14 protein-coding genes are annotated in these 16,723 nt (G+C 67.3%); all 14 read left to right on the forward strand.

Going from position 1 to position 16,723, the window contains the following annotated elements:
* Positions 1-20: 20 nt before the first annotated feature.
* The 14 genes from rsmH to lpxC all read left to right on the forward strand — a co-directional run bounded on the left by rsmH (position 21) and on the right by lpxC (position 16,357).
* Positions 21-947, forward strand: a complete 927-nt coding sequence (gene rsmH, locus ACZ6YI_RS19750; protein ID WP_465780130.1) for a 16S rRNA (cytosine(1402)-N(4))-methyltransferase RsmH — start codon at positions 21-23, stop codon at positions 945-947.
* The gene (gene ftsL / locus ACZ6YI_RS19755; RefSeq protein ID WP_465780131.1) at positions 944-1,216 is read left to right on the forward strand and encodes a cell division protein FtsL; all 273 of its coding nucleotides are present in this window, start codon (positions 944-946) and stop codon (positions 1,214-1,216) included. The genes rsmH and ftsL overlap by 4 nt, the downstream gene beginning before the upstream one ends.
* Positions 1,213-3,018 carry a peptidoglycan D,D-transpeptidase FtsI family protein gene (locus ACZ6YI_RS19760; protein WP_465780132.1) on the forward strand — a complete coding sequence of 602 codons (1,806 nt, stop codon included), beginning with the start codon at positions 1,213-1,215 and terminating at the stop codon, positions 3,016-3,018. Before ftsL ends, ACZ6YI_RS19760 begins: the two co-directional genes overlap by 4 nt.
* Positions 3,015-4,514, forward strand: a complete 1,500-nt coding sequence (locus ACZ6YI_RS19765; protein ID WP_465780133.1) for a UDP-N-acetylmuramoyl-L-alanyl-D-glutamate--2,6-diaminopimelate ligase — start codon at positions 3,015-3,017, stop codon at positions 4,512-4,514. Before ACZ6YI_RS19760 ends, ACZ6YI_RS19765 begins: the two co-directional genes overlap by 4 nt.
* Positions 4,511-5,878: a UDP-N-acetylmuramoyl-tripeptide--D-alanyl-D-alanine ligase gene (locus ACZ6YI_RS19770; protein ID WP_465780134.1), complete on the forward strand. Its 1,368-nt coding sequence runs from the start codon at positions 4,511-4,513 to the stop codon at positions 5,876-5,878. The genes ACZ6YI_RS19765 and ACZ6YI_RS19770 overlap by 4 nt, the downstream gene beginning before the upstream one ends.
* The gene (gene mraY, locus ACZ6YI_RS19775; RefSeq protein WP_440325471.1) at positions 5,868-6,950 is read left to right on the forward strand and encodes a phospho-N-acetylmuramoyl-pentapeptide-transferase; all 1,083 of its coding nucleotides are present in this window, start codon (positions 5,868-5,870) and stop codon (positions 6,948-6,950) included. The genes ACZ6YI_RS19770 and mraY overlap by 11 nt, the downstream gene beginning before the upstream one ends.
* 5 nt (positions 6,951-6,955) lie before the next feature.
* Positions 6,956-8,176 carry a putative lipid II flippase FtsW gene (gene ftsW, locus ACZ6YI_RS19780; RefSeq protein WP_465780135.1) on the forward strand — a complete coding sequence of 407 codons (1,221 nt, stop codon included), beginning with the start codon at positions 6,956-6,958 and terminating at the stop codon, positions 8,174-8,176.
* Entirely contained in the window at positions 8,173-9,255 is a 1,083-nt protein-coding gene (gene murG, locus ACZ6YI_RS19785; protein WP_465780136.1) for an undecaprenyldiphospho-muramoylpentapeptide beta-N-acetylglucosaminyltransferase, read from the forward strand. Before ftsW ends, murG begins: the two co-directional genes overlap by 4 nt.
* Entirely contained in the window at positions 9,252-10,691 is a 1,440-nt protein-coding gene (murC, locus tag ACZ6YI_RS19790) for a UDP-N-acetylmuramate--L-alanine ligase (protein ID WP_465780137.1), read from the forward strand. The genes murG and murC overlap by 4 nt, the downstream gene beginning before the upstream one ends.
* Complete coding sequence (locus ACZ6YI_RS19795) at positions 10,691-11,662, forward strand: D-alanine--D-alanine ligase (RefSeq protein ID WP_465780138.1); 972 nt, start codon at positions 10,691-10,693, stop codon at positions 11,660-11,662. Before murC ends, ACZ6YI_RS19795 begins: the two co-directional genes overlap by 1 nt.
* Positions 11,662-12,402: a cell division protein FtsQ/DivIB gene (locus tag ACZ6YI_RS19800; protein ID WP_440325463.1), complete on the forward strand. Its 741-nt coding sequence runs from the start codon at positions 11,662-11,664 to the stop codon at positions 12,400-12,402. Before ACZ6YI_RS19795 ends, ACZ6YI_RS19800 begins: the two co-directional genes overlap by 1 nt.
* 8 nt (positions 12,403-12,410) lie before the next feature.
* Positions 12,411-13,649, forward strand: coding sequence for a cell division protein FtsA (gene ftsA, locus ACZ6YI_RS19805; protein ID WP_440325462.1), 1,239 nt, complete (start codon positions 12,411-12,413; stop codon positions 13,647-13,649).
* A gap of 138 nt (positions 13,650-13,787) precedes the next feature.
* Positions 13,788-14,987 carry a cell division protein FtsZ gene (gene ftsZ / locus ACZ6YI_RS19810; RefSeq protein WP_440325460.1) on the forward strand — a complete coding sequence of 400 codons (1,200 nt, stop codon included), beginning with the start codon at positions 13,788-13,790 and terminating at the stop codon, positions 14,985-14,987.
* Between the two features lie 458 nt (positions 14,988-15,445).
* The gene (lpxC, locus tag ACZ6YI_RS19815) at positions 15,446-16,357 is read left to right on the forward strand and encodes a UDP-3-O-acyl-N-acetylglucosamine deacetylase (RefSeq protein WP_440325458.1); all 912 of its coding nucleotides are present in this window, start codon (positions 15,446-15,448) and stop codon (positions 16,355-16,357) included.
* Positions 16,358-16,723: the final 366 nt, after the last annotated feature.

Raw genomic sequence — 16,723 nt, forward strand, 5'->3', positions numbered from 1 at the left:
AAACGGAGCGGGATGTAGCGATGGCGGGGCGCGATGTGCACATCCCGGTGATGCTCGACGAAGCGGTGGAGGGTCTCGCTGTGCGCGAGAACGGGCGGTATCTCGACGGGACATTCGGCCGCGGCGGTCACGCCACGGCGATCCTTGCCCGTCTTTCCGCCGAAGGCCGCCTGTTCCTGATGGATCGCGACCCCACCGCCATCGCCGTGGCCGAGACCGGCCTGGCGACCGATCCGCGCGTCAGCCTGCGCCACGACAACTTCGCGACCATGGGCGAATGGCCCGCGCTGGCCGAGGGTGGCCTCGACGGCATCCTGCTCGACCTCGGCGTGTCTTCGCCGCAGCTCGATGACGCCAGCCGCGGTTTCAGCTTCATGGCCGATGCGCCGCTCGATATGCGCATGGATACGACCCGCGGCATCAGCGCGGCGGATTTCCTGCGCGACGCCGAAGAAGCCGAGATCGCCGACGTGCTGTGGACCTTTGGCGAGGAGCGCTTCAGCCGGCGCATCGCCAAGGCCATCGTCGAGCGCCGCGCGACTGCACCGATCACCCGCACCGGCGAGCTCGTCGCGCTGGTGACGAGCTGCGGCGTCCGCCGCGAGCCCGGCAAGAACCCCGCGACCCGTACTTTCCAGGCCCTGCGCATCCGCGTGAACGAGGAACTCTCCTCGGTCGAGCGCGCGCTCGATGCCGCGCTGGAACTGCTCAACCCGGGTGGCCGCCTCTCGGTCATCAGCTTCCACTCGCTGGAAGACCGCATGGTGAAGCAGTTCATCCGCTCGCACGAAGGCCGCGTGCAGGGCAGCCGCCGCGCACCGCCGAAGGAAGCGCCGCCGGCGCGCCTGAAGCCGGTGGGCAAGGCGATCTTCGCCTCCGACGCCGAGGTGGCCGCGAACCCGCGTTCGCGCTCCGCCGTGCTGCGCGTTGCGGAGAAGCTCGCATGAAGACCTTCGGCGCCATCTGCCTCACGCTCCTGCTGCTCGCCGTCATCGGCAGCGCGATCGGCGTGGTGTGGACGCGCCATGAGAGCCGCGTGCTGTTTGTGGAGCTCTCGCGCCTGCAGACGCAGAAGGATGACCTGGGCGTGGAATACGGCCGCCTCGAGCTCGAGCAGGCCACCTATGCCGAACCCAGCCGCATCGATGGCGACGCCCGCGAGAAGCTCGGCATGTTCACGCCGAAGCCGCAGGACATCCAGTTGGTGCGTCGATGAGGGCGCGCCAGGGCAAGCTCGTCGTCCCCAGCCGCCGCCGCGGCCAGGGCCCGAGCCCGCGCAAGCGCATGACGGTGATGGTCGCGGTGCTCTGCGTGGCCGCATCGGGCCTGCTCGTGCGCGCGTTCGACCTGCAGGTGGTGCGCAAGCAGTTCTACCAGGACCAGGGCGATGCCCGTTTCCTGCGTGAAATGCCGATCGCCGTCTCGCGCGGCACCATCTTCGACCGCAACGGCGAGCCGCTGGCCGTATCGACGCCGGTGGCGTCGCTGTGGGCCAACCCGCCCGAACTGCTCGAGAACGCCGACCGCATCCCGGACCTGGCGAAGGCGCTGCATGTCGATGCCGACGACCTGAAGTCGAAGATCGAAGCGCGTGCCGACAAGGAGTTCATGTACATCACCCGCCAGATGCGCCCGGAAGACGCGCAGGCGGTGATGGACCTCAAGATTCCGGGCGTGAACTCGCAGCGCGAGTACCGCCGCTATTACCCGTCGGGTGCGGTGAACAGCCACATCCTCGGCTTCACCAATATCGACGACCACGGCCAGGAAGGCCTGGAGCTGTCGTACGACCCGTGGCTCGCCGGCAAGCCGGGCGCGAAGCGCGTGATCCGCGACCGCATGGGCCATGTGGTGGAAGACGTGGAACTGGTGCGCGAGCCGCAGCCGGGCCGCGACCTCACGCTCTCGATCGACCGCCGCATCCAGTACCTCGCATACAGCGCGCTGAAGGATACGCTCGAGAAGAACAAGGCCGATTCCGGCTCGATCGTGGTGATGGACGTGCACACCGGCGAAGTGCTGGGCATGGCCAACCTGCCGTCGTTCAACCCGAACGCCGTGCGTGGCAGCAGCCCGGGCGACCGCCGCAACCGCGCGGTCACCGACGTGGTCGAGCCCGGCTCGACGATGAAGGCCTTCACCATGGCCGCGGCGCTCGATAGCGGCAAGTACACGCCCACCGCGCCGCTGATCGAGACCTCGCCCGGCACGTGGATGATGGGCGGCCACCCGGTGCGCGATACGCATAACTGGGGCACGCTCACGCCCACCGGCGTGATCACCAAGTCCTCCAACGTCGGCGCGGCCAAGATCGCGATGACGCTGGACACGGACAAGATGTACGAGATGTTCAAGTCGTTCGGCATCGGCAACAGCACCGGTAGCGGTTTCCCGGGCGAAGCCTCGGGCTACCTGCCGGTGGGCCGCACCTGGAAGCCGATCGAAAAGTCGCGCATCGCCTACGGCTATAACCTCAACGTGACGCCGCTGCAGCTCGCCACTGGCTACGCGGCCATCGCCAACGGCGGCCAGTACCGTGCACCCAGCTTCATCAAGGGCGCCGACAACCCGCCGAACCAGGTGGTGAGCCCGGAGATCGCGCACGAGCTCGTGCGCATGCTGGAAACCGTGCTCGCCCCGGGCGGCACCGGCTACGGCTTCGCCTCGGTCGCCAACTACAGCGTGGCCGGCAAGACCGGTACCTCGCACAAGAACTCCGCTGGCGGCTACTACGCCAACAACTACATCTCCCTGTTCGTCGGCATGATCCCGGCCAGCAACCCGCGCCTTGTCACCGTGGTCGTGATCAACGACCCGAAGGGCGGCCATTACTATGGCGGCTCGGTGGCGGGCCCGGCGTTCGCCAACGTCATGACCGGCGCCGTCCGACTTCTCGATATTCCGCCCGACAACGTCGGCCGCTGGTACGCCGGCGGCCCGAGCCAGGGCGGGATGATCGGCACGACCAACGCACCACCGGCCGCGGATGAAAGCGCGGCGGAAGAGGTGGTGCCATGAGCAGCATGAACCTCAACGAACTTCTGAATGGTTTCGCCGACGCCCAGGGTGCCGGCGAAATCGTCGTTTCGGGCCTTTCGCTCGATTCACGCGAGATCGCCGCGGGCAACGCCTTCGTGGCGCTGCGCGGTACGAAGGGCCACGGCATGGACTTCGCGGCGAAGGCCGTGGAAAACGGCGCGGCCGTGATCCTGGCCGAAGCGCCGTTCGACGCCGCCGACCCGGGCGTGCCCGTCGTCACCGTGAAGGACCTGCGCGAGCACACCGGTGCCATCGCGGCGCGCTTCCATGGCGAGCCGACCGGCGCGCTCGAGGTGATCGGCGTCACCGGTACCAACGGCAAGACCTCGACCGTGCAGCTGATCGCCCAGGCCCTCGCCTTCCTGCACAGGAAGCCGGCCACGGTCGGTACGCTCGGCGCGGGCATGCACGGTGCCGTCGTGGAAGGCGAGCGCACCACGCCCGATGCGATCAGCATGCAGGGCCTGTTTGCCTCGTTCCGCGCCGACGGTGCGTCGCACGTGGCGATGGAAGTCTCCTCGCATGCGCTGGAGCAGGGCCGGGTCAACGCGGTGCATTTCGATATCGCGGTGTTCACCAACCTCACCCGCGATCACCTCGATTACCACGGCACGATGGAAGCGTACGGCGCCGCCAAGGCGAAGCTGTTCGCGTTCCCCGGCCTGAAGGCCGCCGTGATCAACGTGGACGATGCGTTCGGCGTGAAGCTGGCGAAGGGCCTGCCGGAAGGCGTGGCGAAGCTGCGCACCTCCATGGCCCACGACGCCACCGAGAAAGATGCGGAAGTCCGCGCCGACATCGTCGTGACGTCGGCGAAGGGCCTCTCGTTCAACCTGAGCACCCCGTGGGGCATGCGCACCGTGCGCAGCGCGCTGCTCGGTCGCTTCAATGTCGCCAACCTGCTGGCCGTGGCCGCGGTGCTGGGCGCGCTGGGCGAGCCGTTCGAGCGGATCCACGCGGCGCTCGAGGCGCTCGAGCCGGTGAACGGCCGCATGAGCCGCCTGGGTGGCGATGGCAAGAAGCCGCTGGTGGTGGTCGATTACTCGCACACGCCGGATGCGCTGAAGCAGGCGCTGCTGGCGCTGCGCTCGCATACCAAGGGCAAGCTGATCTGCGTGTTCGGCGCGGGTGGCGATCGTGACGCGGGCAAGCGCCCGATCATGGCCGGCATCGCCGAGCGCCTGGCCGACGTGGTGATCGTCACCGACGACAACCCGCGCAGCGAAGACGGCGACGCCATCGTCGCGCAGATCGTCGCCGGCTTCGTGCATCCGGAAACCGTGGCCGTCGAGCGCGACCGCGCGAAGGCGATCGCGCTGGCGCTGAACGGCGCGAAGGCCGACGACGTCGTGCTGATCGCCGGCAAGGGCCACGAGACCTACCAGGAAGGCCCGGACGGCAAGCTGCCGTTCGATGACCTCGCCGTGGCGCAGGGCCTGATGGCCCAGCCGGCTGCGAAGGGGGCACGCGCATGATGCGTCTCTCCGCCGTCGCCCTCTGGACCCGTGGCCGCCTGCAGGGCGCCGACACCGACGTCACCGGTTTCGCCATCGATACCCGCAAGGTGCAGAAGGGCGACCTGTTCGTCGCCATGCCCGGCGAGCACGTCGACGGCCACGATTTCGTCGCCGCCGCCGCCGAGAAGGGCGCGGCCGCCGCGCTGGTGACCCGTCCGGTCGATGTCGACCTGCCGCAGGTCATCGTCAACGATACGCAGCTGGCGCTGGGCGACCTGGCCAGCTCGGTGCGCGCACAGAACAACAAGGTGCGGGTGATCGGCATCACCGGTTCCAACGGCAAGACCACGGTGAAGACGCTCACGGCGTCGATCCTGTCGCGCCATGGCCGTACCCACGTCAATGCCGGCAACTACAATAACGAGATCGGCATGCCGCTCACGTTGCTGGCCATGCCGGAAGATACCGAGTACGCCGTGCTCGAGATGGGCGCGGGCAAGCCGGGCGATATCGATTACCTGGCTGCCATCGCGCGGCCCGATATCGGCCTCGTCAACTCCATCGCCGCCGCGCATCTTGAGCGCATGGGCACGATCGAAGGCGTCGCTGAAACCAAGGGCGCGCTGTACCAGTCGCTGCCGGCCGATGGCGTCGCCATCATCAACGTCGACGACGAGCGCTTCATCAGCCTGTTCACCGGCCTGGCCGGCTCGCGCCGCGTGCTGCGCTACGGCCTGGAACACCGCGCGGATATCGGCGCGGATATCGTCGAGGAACGCATCGACGGCACGCATTTCGTCCTCAGCACGCCGCACGGCGATGGCGACGTGCACCTGCCGCTCGCCGGCCGCCACAACGTCGCGAATGCGCTGGCCGCCGCCGCGATCGCCTGCGCGCTCGACGTGCCGGTCGACACCATCGTGGAAGGCCTGGAGCAGGTGCCGCACGTCGCGGGCCGCCTGAACCTGGAGCCGATGAAGGGCGACTGGACGCTGATCGATGACAGCTACAACGCCAACCCGGGCTCGGCCGCCGCGGCGATCGAGACGCTGGCGCTGGCCCGCGGCGAGCGCTGGCTGATCCTCGGCGACATGGCCGAGCTGGGCACCGACACGCTCAAGATGCACGCGGCCACGGGCAAGCTCGCCCACGACCGCGGCATCGAGCGGCTGTTGGCCACCGGCGTGAAGAGTGCCGCCGCCGTCGAAGCCTTCGGCGCCGGCGCACAGCATTTCGCCACGCAGGAAGACCTCATCGAGGCAGCGTGCGCGCAGATCCACGAGGGCGTCACCGTCCTGGTGAAGGGTTCGCGGTCGTCCGGCATGGAGCGGGTCGTCGCGGCGATGAAGAAGTACGCTGAAGGAGCATCCCATGCTGCTTGAACTGGCGGAATGGATGGCTCGGCACTTCACGTCGCTGCATCTTTTCCAGTACATCACCTTCCGCGCGATCATGGCGGCGCTGACCGCGCTGTGCGTGTCGCTGCTGCTCGGCCCTGCGCTTATCCGCAAGCTGGCCGCGCTGAAGGCCGGCCAGGTCGTGCGCAGCGACGGCCCGCAGACGCATCTTTCGAAGGCCGGCACCCCGACCATGGGCGGCACGCTGATCCTGTTCTCGATCGGCATCGCCACGCTGCTCTGGGCCGACCTGAACAACCGCTACGTGTGGGTCGTGCTGCTCGTCACGCTGTGCTTCGGTGCGATCGGCTTCTACGACGATTACCGCAAGCTGGTGCTGAAGGACAGCCGTGGCCTCGCCAGCCGCTGGAAGTATTTCTGGCAGTCGGTATTCGGCCTCGCCGCCGCGCTGTTCCTCTACTACACCCACCAGCTGCCGGCCGAGACGGCGCTGTACGTGCCGCTGTTCAAGCAGGTGGCGCTGCCGCTGGGCCTGGGCTTCGTGGTCATCGGCTACTTCATCATCGTGGGCTTCTCCAACGCGGTGAACCTGACCGATGGCCTGGACGGCCTGGCGATCATGCCGAGCGTGCTGGTCTCCGGTGCGCTGGGCATCTTTGCCTACCTCGCGGGCAACAAGCTGTTCTCCGAATACCTCGGCATCCCGAGCATCCCGGGTGCGGGCGAGCTGGCGATCTTCTGCAGCGCGCTGGCCGGTGCCGGCCTCGGCTTCCTCTGGTTCAACACCTATCCGGCCCAGGTCTTCATGGGTGACGTGGGCGCGCTGGCCATCGGTGCCGCGCTGGGCTGCGTGGCGCTGATCGTGCGCCAGGAGATCGTGCTGATCGTGATGGGCGGCGTCTTCGTGATGGAGACCGCCTCGGTGATGCTGCAGGTCGGCAGCTTCAAGCTGCGCGGCAAGCGCATCTTCCGCATGGCGCCGATCCACCACCACTTCGAACTGAAGGGCTGGCCCGAGCCGCGGGTGATCGTTCGCTTCTGGATCATCAGCGTCGTGCTGGTGCTTATTGGCCTGGCTACGTTGAAGGTGCGCTGAGACACATGTTTGGCATGGGTAACAAGCAGGCACAGCGCCGGCAGGGGCCGCGGGGGAGTTTCGACATCCCGCTGCTCGTGGCCGCGCTCGCGCTCGCGGCGATCGGCGTGGTGATGGTCACCTCCAGCTCGATCGCCGTGGCCGACGGCTCGCACGTCGGTGCCTTCTATTACCTGAAGAAGCACCTGGGCTTCCTGGTTGGTGGCTGCATCCTCGCCGGTATCGCCATGCGCACCGAGCTGAAGGTGATCGAGAAGCACAGCACGCTGCTGCTGTTGCTCGGCGTCGTCGGCCTGCTGCTGGTGTTCGTCCCCGGCTTCGGCATGCGCATCAACGGTGCGCGCCGCTGGATCAACCTGTTCGTCACCAGCTTCCAGCCGGTGGAAGCGATGAAGGTGATCCTGGTCGCCTACCTTTCCAGCTACCTCGTGCGCCACCGCGAAGGCGTGGAATACGAACTGTTCGGCGTGGTGAAGCCGATCGGCGTGGCCGGCTTCATCGTGCTGTTGCTGCTGGCCCAGCCCGACTTCGGCTCGGCCGCGCTCGTCGTCGCCACCACCGTCGGCATGGTCTGGCTGGCCGGTGCGCGCATGCGCAACCTGTTGCTGCTGGCGCTGCCGCTGGTGCCGCTGCTGATCTACGCGGCGACCGCCGAGGATTACCGCATCAAGCGCCTCACCTCGTTCCTCGATCCGTGGAAGGATCCGTTCAACGACGGCTTCCAGCTCACCCAGGCGCTGATCGCCGTGGGCCGTGGCGAGTGGCTCGGCGTGGGCCTGGGCTCCAGCGTGCAGAAGCTGTTCTACCTGCCCGAGGCGCACACCGACTTCATCCTGGCCGTGCTCGCGGAAGAACTGGGCCTGGCCGGCATCGCCACCGTGATCGGCCTGTATGTCGTGCTCGTGGGCCGCGGCCTGTATATCGGGCTGAAGGGCGTCGAGCTCGGCCACCGCTTCTCCGGCTACGTCGCTTACGGCATCTCGCTGATGCTGGGCTTCCAGGCCATGGTGTCCATCGGCGTGAACCTGGGCGTGCTGCCGACCAAGGGCCTGACCCTGCCGCTGATCAGCTCGGGCGGTTCGTCGGTGCTGATGACCTGCTGCATGGTCGGCGTGCTGCTGCGCGCGACCTTTGAAATCAACCGTGCCGAGGATGCCCGCCGGACGGCGGTGCGTAACCCGGCCGTGGCCGTGCCGACATCCGCGCCGATCGGGGGTGTCGCATGAGCGGCCCCGTGCTGATCATGGCCGGCGGTACCGGCGGCCACATCTTCCCCGGCCTGGCCGTGGCCGACGAGCTGCGCGCGCAGGGCATTCCCGTCGCTTGGCTCGGTGCCGAAGGTGGCATGGAGACCCGCGTGGTTCCGCCGCACGATATCCCGCTGCACACCATGAAGGTGGGTGGCCTGCGCGGCAAGGGCATGAAGACCCGCCTGCTGGCGCCGCTGATGCTGGCGCGTGCGCTGTTCGAGGCGCTGGCGCTGCTGCGCAAGCTGCGTCCGCGCTGCGTGCTGTCGATGGGCGGCTACGTGGCCGGCCCCGCCGGTGTCGCCGCGCGCCTCGCCGGCATCCCGCTGGTGGTGCACGAGCAGAACGCCGTCGCCGGTTTCACCAACCGCAAGCTCGCGTCCTTCGCGAAGCGCGTGCTCACCGGCTTCCCGAACGTGCTGCCCGGCGCGGAGTGGGTGGGTAACCCGGTGCGGGCGTCGATCGCCGCGCTGCCGGCCCCGGCCGTGCGCTTCCACCAGCGCGGCGGCGTACCGCGCCTGCTCGTGCTTGGCGGTAGCCTCGGCGCGCGCACGCTGAACAACGCGGTGCCGAAGGCGCTGGCCTTGCTCGCCGCGCATGACGTGCGCCCGGATGTGGTGCACCAGACCGGCGAGCGCGGCCTGCAGGAAGCCGTCGATGCCTATACGGCGGCCGGCGTCGCCGCGAATGTCGTGCCCTTCATCGAGGACATGGCTGGCGCTTACGAGTGGACCGACGTCGTGGTGTGCCGCGCTGGCGCGCTGACCGTCGCCGAACTGTGCGCCGCCGGCCTCGAAGCCGTGCTGGTGCCGTTCCCGCACGCGGTGGATGACCACCAGACCGCGAATGCCCGCGCCATGGTCGACGTCGGCGGTGCACGCATCGTTACCGATGCCGCGCTCAATGAGTCCGACGCGGCGCGTTCGCTCGCCCAGTTGCTTGTCGACCTGTTCGCCGACCGCGAGCAGATCCTTACCGCCGCGAACGCCTCGCGCTCGCTGGCCAAACCCGACGCTGCATCAACGATTGCCCGTCACTGCATGGAGGTTTCCGCATGACGCCCGGTCGTTTGCGCGCCCACGATGATTTCATGACCTCGTTCCGCCGCGTCCATTTCATTGGCGTGGGTGGCGTTGGCATGAGCGGTATCGCCGAAGTGCTGGCGAACCTTGGTTACAGCGTGTCCGGCTCGGACCGCGCGAACTCGCCGACGGCCGAGCGCCTTGCGAAGCTCGGCGTCGATGTGCGCATCGGCCATGAGGCCGCGAACATCGATGGTGCCGACGTGGTGGTGATCTCGAGCGCGATCCGCCAGGACAACCCGGAACTGGTCGCCGCGCACGCCGCGCGCGTCCCGGTGGTGCCGCGCGCCGAGATGCTCGGCGAGCTGATGCGCTTCCGCCGTGGCATCGCCATCGCCGGCACGCACGGCAAGACCACTACCACCAGCCTCGTCGCCAGCGTGCTCGCCGAAGCGGATTACGACCCGACCTTCGTGATCGGTGGCCAGCTCAACGCCGCCGGCGCGAACGCGCGCCTGGGCACGGGCCAGTACCTGGTCGCCGAAGCGGATGAGTCGGACGGTTCGTTCCTGATGCTCTCGCCGGTGATGGCCGTCGTGACCAACATCGACGCCGACCACCTCGAGAACTACAACGGCGACTTCGCCCAGGTGAAGAAGGCCTTCGGCGATTTCCTGCACCGCCTGCCGTTCTACGGCGTGGCCGTGCTGTGCATCGACGACGAGGAAACGAAGAAGCTGGCGCAGGACACCTCGCGCCGCCTGATTACCTACGGGATCGACAACGCCGGCGCCGACGTCACCGCGACGAACGTGCGCCAGGTCGGCTTCCAGATGCAGTTCGACCTGCACCTGCCGGGCCTGGTCGACGCCGTGGCGGTGACGCTGAACCTGCCGGGCCGGCATAACGTGCAGAACGCGCTGGCCGCGGCTGCCGTGGGCTGGCAGCTGGGCGTCGAGCCGGCCGCCATCGCGCACGCGCTTGCGGGCTTCGAAGGCGTCGGCCGCCGCTTCCACCGCCGTGGCGAGATCGCGCTCGACCAGGGCAGCGCGCTGCTGGTCGACGATTACGGCCACCACCCGCGCGAGCTGGCCGCCGTGTTCGCTGCCGCCCGTGGCGGCTGGCCGGATCGCCGCCTGGTCGTGGCGTTCCAGCCGCATCGCTACAGCCGCACGCGCGACCTGCTCGACGATTTCGCCAACGTGCTCGCGGAGACCGACGTGCTGGTGCTCACCGAGGTTTACCCGGCCGGCGAATCGCCGATCGCGGGCGCCGACGGCAAGGCGCTGGCCCGCGCGATCCGTGCGCGCGGCAAGACCGATCCCGTGCTGGTCGACCACCCGCGCGACCTGCGCGCCACGCTTTCCGCGCTGGCCCGCGACAACGACCTGATCATGCTGCTGGGCGCCGGCGATATCGGTGCCGCGGCGGTAGAGCTGGGTAACGCCGGCAACCTGAGGACTTCGAAATAATGAGCAGCACCCGTTTCCCGCGCCGTGTCACCGATGCCGCCGAGTTCGGCCGCGTCGCCGTGGTCATGGGCGGCAACTCCGCCGAACGCGAGGTCTCGCTGAACTCCGGCAAGGGTGTGCTCGAGGCGCTGCGTAGCGCCGGTGTCGATGCGCACGCCATCGACGGCATTCCCGCGCTGCTCGACGCCGTGCGCGCCGGCCACTTCGCCCGCGTGTTCAACATCCTGCATGGCGCCGGTGGTGAGAACGGCGAGCTGCAGGGCGCGCTGCAGTCGCTCGGCATCCCGTACACCGGTTCGGGCGTGCTCGGCTCCGCGCTTTCGCTCGACAAGGTCCGCGCCAAGCAGGTGTGGGTCGCGCTCGGCCTGCCCACCCCGAAGTTCAAGGCACTGCCGCGCGGTGCCGACGTGCACGCCGCCGCCCGCGAGATCGGTTTCCCGCTGATCGTGAAGCCGGCCTGGGAAGGGTCGAGCGTGGGTGTGAGCCGGGTGTTCAAGGAAGAAGACCTCGACGAGGCCGTGGCGCTTGCCCAGCAGTACCCGGGCGATATGCTCATGGAGACGCTGATCGAGGGCGATGCGCAGGAAGGTGGCGAGTTCACCGTCGGCATCGTCGGTCGCGAGGTGCTGCCCACGATCAAGATCGTGCCGGCCGGTGAGTACTACGACTTCAACGCCAAGTACATCTCGGACGAAACGCAGTACCTCTGCCCGGGCCTGTCCGGCGCCGCCGAAGACGAGATGCGCGCGCTCGCGCTGCAGGCCTTCGATGCGCTGGATTGTTTCGGCTGGGGCCGCGTCGACGTGATGCGCGACCGCCACGGCAAGAACTGGCTGCTCGAGGTGAACACCGCGCCCGGCATGACCTCGCACTCGCTGGTACCGAAGGCCGCCGCCGTCGCCGGGCTCGATTACCCGGGCCTGTGCTGGCGCGTGCTGGAAACCTCCATGGAACGGGAGGCCGCGAAGTAATGAAAGGAGCCGCCGCCACGCGGATCGTCGCATGGGCTATCGCCATCACGTTGGTGGCGCTGCCTGTCGTGGGCGTGATGCAGGGCTGGTTCGCCGCTGGCCGCTGGCCGGTGACCCAGCTGAAGGTGGAGGCGGAGTTCGCCCATGTGAGCGCCGAGCAGATCCGCAGCGCCGCGATCCCCCACCTTGGCAAGGGCTTCTTCGCCACGGACCTGGAAAGCGTGCGCGCGGCGATCGGCAGCCTGCCGTGGGTGGAATCGGTGGAAGTGCGCAAGCGCTGGCCCGATACGCTGCTGGTGCGCATCTACGAGCGCCAGCCGTTCGCACGCTGGAACGAAGACAAGCTGATCAGCCGCACGGGCCAGGTGTTCGATGCGCCCGGCGCCGACCAGATGGGCGACCTGCCGCGGCTCTCGGGCCCGGATTCGCGCCTGGCCGAGGTGGTGAGCTTCTACGCCCAGGTGCGCAAGGCGTTCGAGGGCAGGGTGGGCATGTCGGTGACCGGCGTGTCGCTCACCCAGCGCGGCAGCTGGAGCGTGATCATGGATAGCGGCGCCGAGATCGTGATCGGCGATCGCGAACAGGCTGACCGCCGCCTCGCGCGCTTCCTGGATGTGTACCCGCAACTCATTGCAGGTCATCGTGGCGGTTTCGCCTACGCCGACCTGCGTTACACCAACGGATTCGCCATCCGGTGGCCGCCATCGGACAACACGGCCACACCCAAGGTCGGAACCTGAGCTAGAACATGAGAAACAAGAACGACAAACAGCTCGTCGTCGGCCTCGACATTGGCACCTCCAAGGTCGTCGCGATCGTGGGCGAATACGAGCCGGGTGAACCGATCGAAGTGATCGGCATCGGCACCCACGTGTCGCGCGGCATGAAGCGCGGCTCGGTGGTGGATATCGAATCGACGGTGCACTCGATCCAGCGCGCCGTGGAAGAGGCCGAGCTGATGGCCGGCTGCGATATCCGCTCGGTGTACGCCTCGATCTCCGGCAGCCACCTGGAAACCCGCAACTCGCACGGCACCGCGGCGATCCGCGACCGCGAGGTGATGGCGGGCGACCTGGAGCAGGTGCTGGAAGCCGCGAGCGCCGTGGCGATCCCGGCCGATCGCAAGGTGCTCTACAAGGAATCGCAGGAATACCGCATCGACGGCCAGGATGGCATCCGCCACCCGGTCGGCATGAGCGGCGTGCGCCTGGAAGCCAGCGTGCACCTCGTCACCGGCGCGGCTTCGGCGGTACAGAACATCTCCAAGTGCATCCAGCGCTGCGGCCTCTCGGTCGACGAACTGGTGCCGGCGGCCGTCGCGAGTGCCAAGTCGGTCCTGACGGAAGACGAGCTCGAGCTCGGCGTGTGCCTGGTCGATATCGGTGCAGGTACGACCGACATCGCGATCTATACGCAGGGTTCCATTCGCTACACGAAGTCGCTGCCGGTCGGCGGCGACCAGGTGACGAACGACATCGCGTATGGCGTGCACACACCTACCGCTCACGCGGAAGAGATCAAAATCAAATATGCGTGTGCGCTCGCGCAGCTTGCCCACGCGGAAGAAACGATCCAGGTGCCGAGCGTGGGTGATCGCCCGCCGCGCCGCCTGGCCCGCCAGGCGCTGGCCCAGTCGGTACAGGCACGTTATGAAGAAATCTTCGAGATGGTGCAGGACGAACTGCGCCGCTCGGGTTACGAAAGCCTCGTGGCCGCCGGCATCGTGCTGACGGGCGGCGCGGCGCGCATGGAAGGCGCGCTCGAACTGGCGGAAGAGATTTTCCACAAGATGGTCCGCGTGGGCGTGCCGCAGCACGTCTCGGGCCTCGGCGATGTCGTATCCAGCGAACTGCATTCCACCGGCGTCGGCCTGCTGCTGCACGGCTCGCGCGCCAGCGGCGGCGGTGCGCGGCACACGAGCTCGGCGGTGGGCAACGTAGGCAACGTGGTCGAGAAGTTCCGTAGCTGGTTTACCAAGAACTTCTAAAACAGTTTCACACCGAGATGTCGGTGCCCGATGGAAGGGGGGCGCCGGGGCAAGAGGAAGGCCCGCAACCCACGGTCGACAGGAGTCGCCCATGGGATACAAACCTAAAAAAACTAAAAGTTCTGCGGAGGACGGGAAATGTTTGAACTGATCGAAAAACTGGCACCGAATGCGGTCATCAAGGTCATCGGCGTGGGTGGTGGCGGCGGCAACGCCGTGGCCCACATGGTGAACTCCAACATCGAAGGCGTCGAATTCGTCGTCGCCAACACCGACGCCCAGGCCATGAAGACCTGCGGCGGTCGCACGCACCTGCAGCTCGGTGGCAACGTCACCAAGGGCCTCGGCGCGGGCGCCAACCCGGAAGTGGGCCGCCAGGCCGCACTGGAAGATCGCGAGCGCATCGAGGAAATGCTCGAAGGCGCGGACATGGTCTTCATCACCTGCGGCATGGGTGGTGGTACCGGCACGGGTGCGGCTCCGGTCGTGGCCCAGCTGGCGAAGGAGAAGGGCATCCTCACGGTCGCCGTGGTGACCAAGCCGTTCCCGTTCGAAGGCCGCCGCCGCATGCAGGTCGCCCTGAAGGGTATCGAAGACCTGTCGCAGCACGTGGATTCGCTGATCACCGTGCCGAACGAAAAGCTGCTCTCGGTCCTCGGCCGTGAAGTCACGCTGCTGAACGCCTTCAAGGCCGCCAACGACGTGCTGCTCGGCGCGGTGCAGGGCATCGCCGACCTGATCACGGCCCCGGGCCTGATCAACGTCGACTTTGCCGACGTGCGCACCGTGATGAGCGAGATGGGCATGGCGATGATGGGTTCGGGCACCGCCCGCGGCGACGACCGCGCGCAGGCTGCCGCCGAGTCCGCCATCAACAACCCGCTGCTGGAAGACGTGAACCTGGCCGGTGCCTGCGGCATCCTGGTCAACGTCACGGCCGGCCCGAACCTGACCATGCGCGAGTTCGACGAGATCGGCCGCGTCATCCACGACTTCGCTTCGGAAGACGCGACCGTGGTGATCGGCACCTCGCTGGATCCGGACATGCAGGACGACGTCCGCGTGACCGTGGTCGCCACCGGCCTGAACCGCGGCGTCGCGGCGAAGCAGCCGGTCCGCCAGCCGGTCCAGCAGCAGGTCGAAATGCGCCAGCGTCCGCGTCCGGTCGTGCTGCGCACGGGTACGGGTAACGAAGTGGTCGATTACGCCCACCACGCCGAGCCGACGATCTCGTCGAGCCCGCGCGCCGAGGCGGCACCGGCTCCGGCGGCCAAGACGGCCGAGCCGGCGATCGATTACCTCGATATCCCGGCCTTCCTGCGTCGCCAGGCCGACTAAGCGGCACTAACGCCATACACCAGGCACGTCAGGGATGACGTGGGGCAGGGCCCGGCAAGACGCCGGCCCGCCCGGGTGCCCCGCCGCCGTTCCCGTTCCGGGCGGCGGGGCACCTTCGTGCCCCCCAAGGGAAAACGACTGTCTCTACACTGTCTCGTTATCGTCTTGTTACATGTAATAAGGTCAGCTGTTAGCCCGAAAGCCAGCGTTCTTCGCCTTTGTGGGAGCGCGCTTGCGCGCGATCAAGCCAACAAAGCGGTGTAACCGGCACGCTTCAGGGTCAACGCCCCGGGAACTTGCCCGTTAAATCGAGCTCCAAATGCGAACGACTTGCACCAATTGCTGAAGGGTTGGTGAAAGATGGCCAAGACTGTACTGGCCGGTTTGTTTATTCCGAGGTTAAGACTGTGTTAGCATCTCCAATACACCTGGCTGCTGCCACCAAGGTTTGACCCATCATGATCAAGCAGCGCACTCTTAAGAACGTCATTCGCGCCACCGGCGTCGGCCTTCATACGGGCGACAAGGTGTACATGACGCTCCGCCCCGCGGCTCCGAACACGGGCATCGTGTTCCGTCGTACTGACCTCAACCCGCCGGTTGAGCTGAAGTCGCGTCCGGAGAACGTGGGCGATACCCGCCTTTCCACCACGCTTATCAATGGCGAGGTCCGCGTGTCCACGGTCGAGCACCTGCTCTCGGCGATGGCGGGCCTCGGCATCGACAACGCGTACGTCGACCTGTCGGCGCCTGAAGTGCCGATCATGGACGGCAGCGCCGGTCCGTTCGTGTTCCTGATCCAGTCCGCTGGCATCGAGGAGCAGGATGCGCCGAAGCGCTTTATCCGCATCAAGAAGCCGGTCGTGGTCCGCGACGGCGACAAGTGGGCGAAGCTCGAGCCGTTCGACGGCTTCAAGGTGGGCTTCTCGGTCGAGTTCGATCACCCGCTCTTTAATAAGCGTAATTCGCAGGCCGAGATGGATTTCTCGACCACGTCGTTCGTCAAGGAAGTCAGCCGCGCCCGCACCTTCGGTTTCATGCGTGATATCGAAGCCCTGCGCGAGCGCAACCTGACCCTGGGCGGTTCGATGGATAACGCGGTGGTGCTCGATGACTACCGCGTGCTGAACGAAGATGGCCTGCGTTACGACAACGAGTTCGTGAAGCACAAGATCCTCGACGCTATCGGCGACATCTACATGCTCGGCCACAGCCTGATCGGCGCGTACTCGGCACACAAGTCGGGCCACGAACTGAACAACAAGCTGCTCCGCCAGCTGATGGCTGACGTCACGGCCTGGGAAGAAGTCAGCTTCAAGGATCCGGCCAAGGCCCCGATCAGCTACGCCCACCCGGCGCAGGCGGTCTAAGCCCAACCGCTGTCGTGGGAGCGCGCTTGCGCGCGATGCCCGCCCAAGAAAGCCCGGCCATGTTGCCGGGCTTTTTTGTGCCTGTGCGATCGGGCTCGCCTTCGGCTTCGCGTTGCTCGGCTTCGCCATCGCTTCTAGCGCTCTGACGTCTCTGGAAAGAGCCCTTGGCGCCCACCCTCGCTGCTCAGACAGGTCCTCATCGTTCGAAAGGGAGTGCCCCTCCGGGGCAAATGTACCTATTGCCCTACGGCCGCGAACCGGCAGCCGGGCGGGGGCTTTTCTACGAGACGTCCGGCGATCTCAACCGATCGATGCAACGGCTTGGTTGAGTACCTCGGCAGGGGTCTGGAAGTCGAGGGTCTGCCG

This window comes from Luteibacter sp. NPDC104163, assembly GCF_055584245.1.

What these genes read in the sequence shown, in the direction of transcription:
- rsmH (WP_465780130.1), top strand. Translation starts at nt 21, where the DNA reads ATGGCGGGGCGCGATGTGCACATCCCGGTGATGCTCGACGAAGCGGTG.
- ftsL (WP_465780131.1), top strand. Translation starts at nt 944, where the DNA reads ATGAAGACCTTCGGCGCCATCTGCCTCACGCTCCTGCTGCTCGCCGTC.
- ACZ6YI_RS19760 (WP_465780132.1), top strand. Translation starts at nt 1,213, where the DNA reads ATGAGGGCGCGCCAGGGCAAGCTCGTCGTCCCCAGCCGCCGCCGCGGC.
- ACZ6YI_RS19765 (WP_465780133.1), top strand. Translation starts at nt 3,015, where the DNA reads ATGAGCAGCATGAACCTCAACGAACTTCTGAATGGTTTCGCCGACGCC.
- ACZ6YI_RS19770 (WP_465780134.1), top strand. Translation starts at nt 4,511, where the DNA reads ATGATGCGTCTCTCCGCCGTCGCCCTCTGGACCCGTGGCCGCCTGCAG.
- mraY (WP_440325471.1), top strand. Translation starts at nt 5,868, where the DNA reads ATGCTGCTTGAACTGGCGGAATGGATGGCTCGGCACTTCACGTCGCTG.
- ftsW (WP_465780135.1), top strand. Translation starts at nt 6,956, where the DNA reads ATGTTTGGCATGGGTAACAAGCAGGCACAGCGCCGGCAGGGGCCGCGG.
- murG (WP_465780136.1), top strand. Translation starts at nt 8,173, where the DNA reads ATGAGCGGCCCCGTGCTGATCATGGCCGGCGGTACCGGCGGCCACATC.
- murC (WP_465780137.1), top strand. Translation starts at nt 9,252, where the DNA reads ATGACGCCCGGTCGTTTGCGCGCCCACGATGATTTCATGACCTCGTTC.
- ACZ6YI_RS19795 (WP_465780138.1), top strand. Translation starts at nt 10,691, where the DNA reads ATGAGCAGCACCCGTTTCCCGCGCCGTGTCACCGATGCCGCCGAGTTC.
- ACZ6YI_RS19800 (WP_440325463.1), top strand. Translation starts at nt 11,662, where the DNA reads ATGAAAGGAGCCGCCGCCACGCGGATCGTCGCATGGGCTATCGCCATC.
- ftsA (WP_440325462.1), top strand. Translation starts at nt 12,411, where the DNA reads ATGAGAAACAAGAACGACAAACAGCTCGTCGTCGGCCTCGACATTGGC.
- ftsZ (WP_440325460.1), top strand. Translation starts at nt 13,788, where the DNA reads ATGTTTGAACTGATCGAAAAACTGGCACCGAATGCGGTCATCAAGGTC.
- lpxC (WP_440325458.1), top strand. Translation starts at nt 15,446, where the DNA reads ATGATCAAGCAGCGCACTCTTAAGAACGTCATTCGCGCCACCGGCGTC.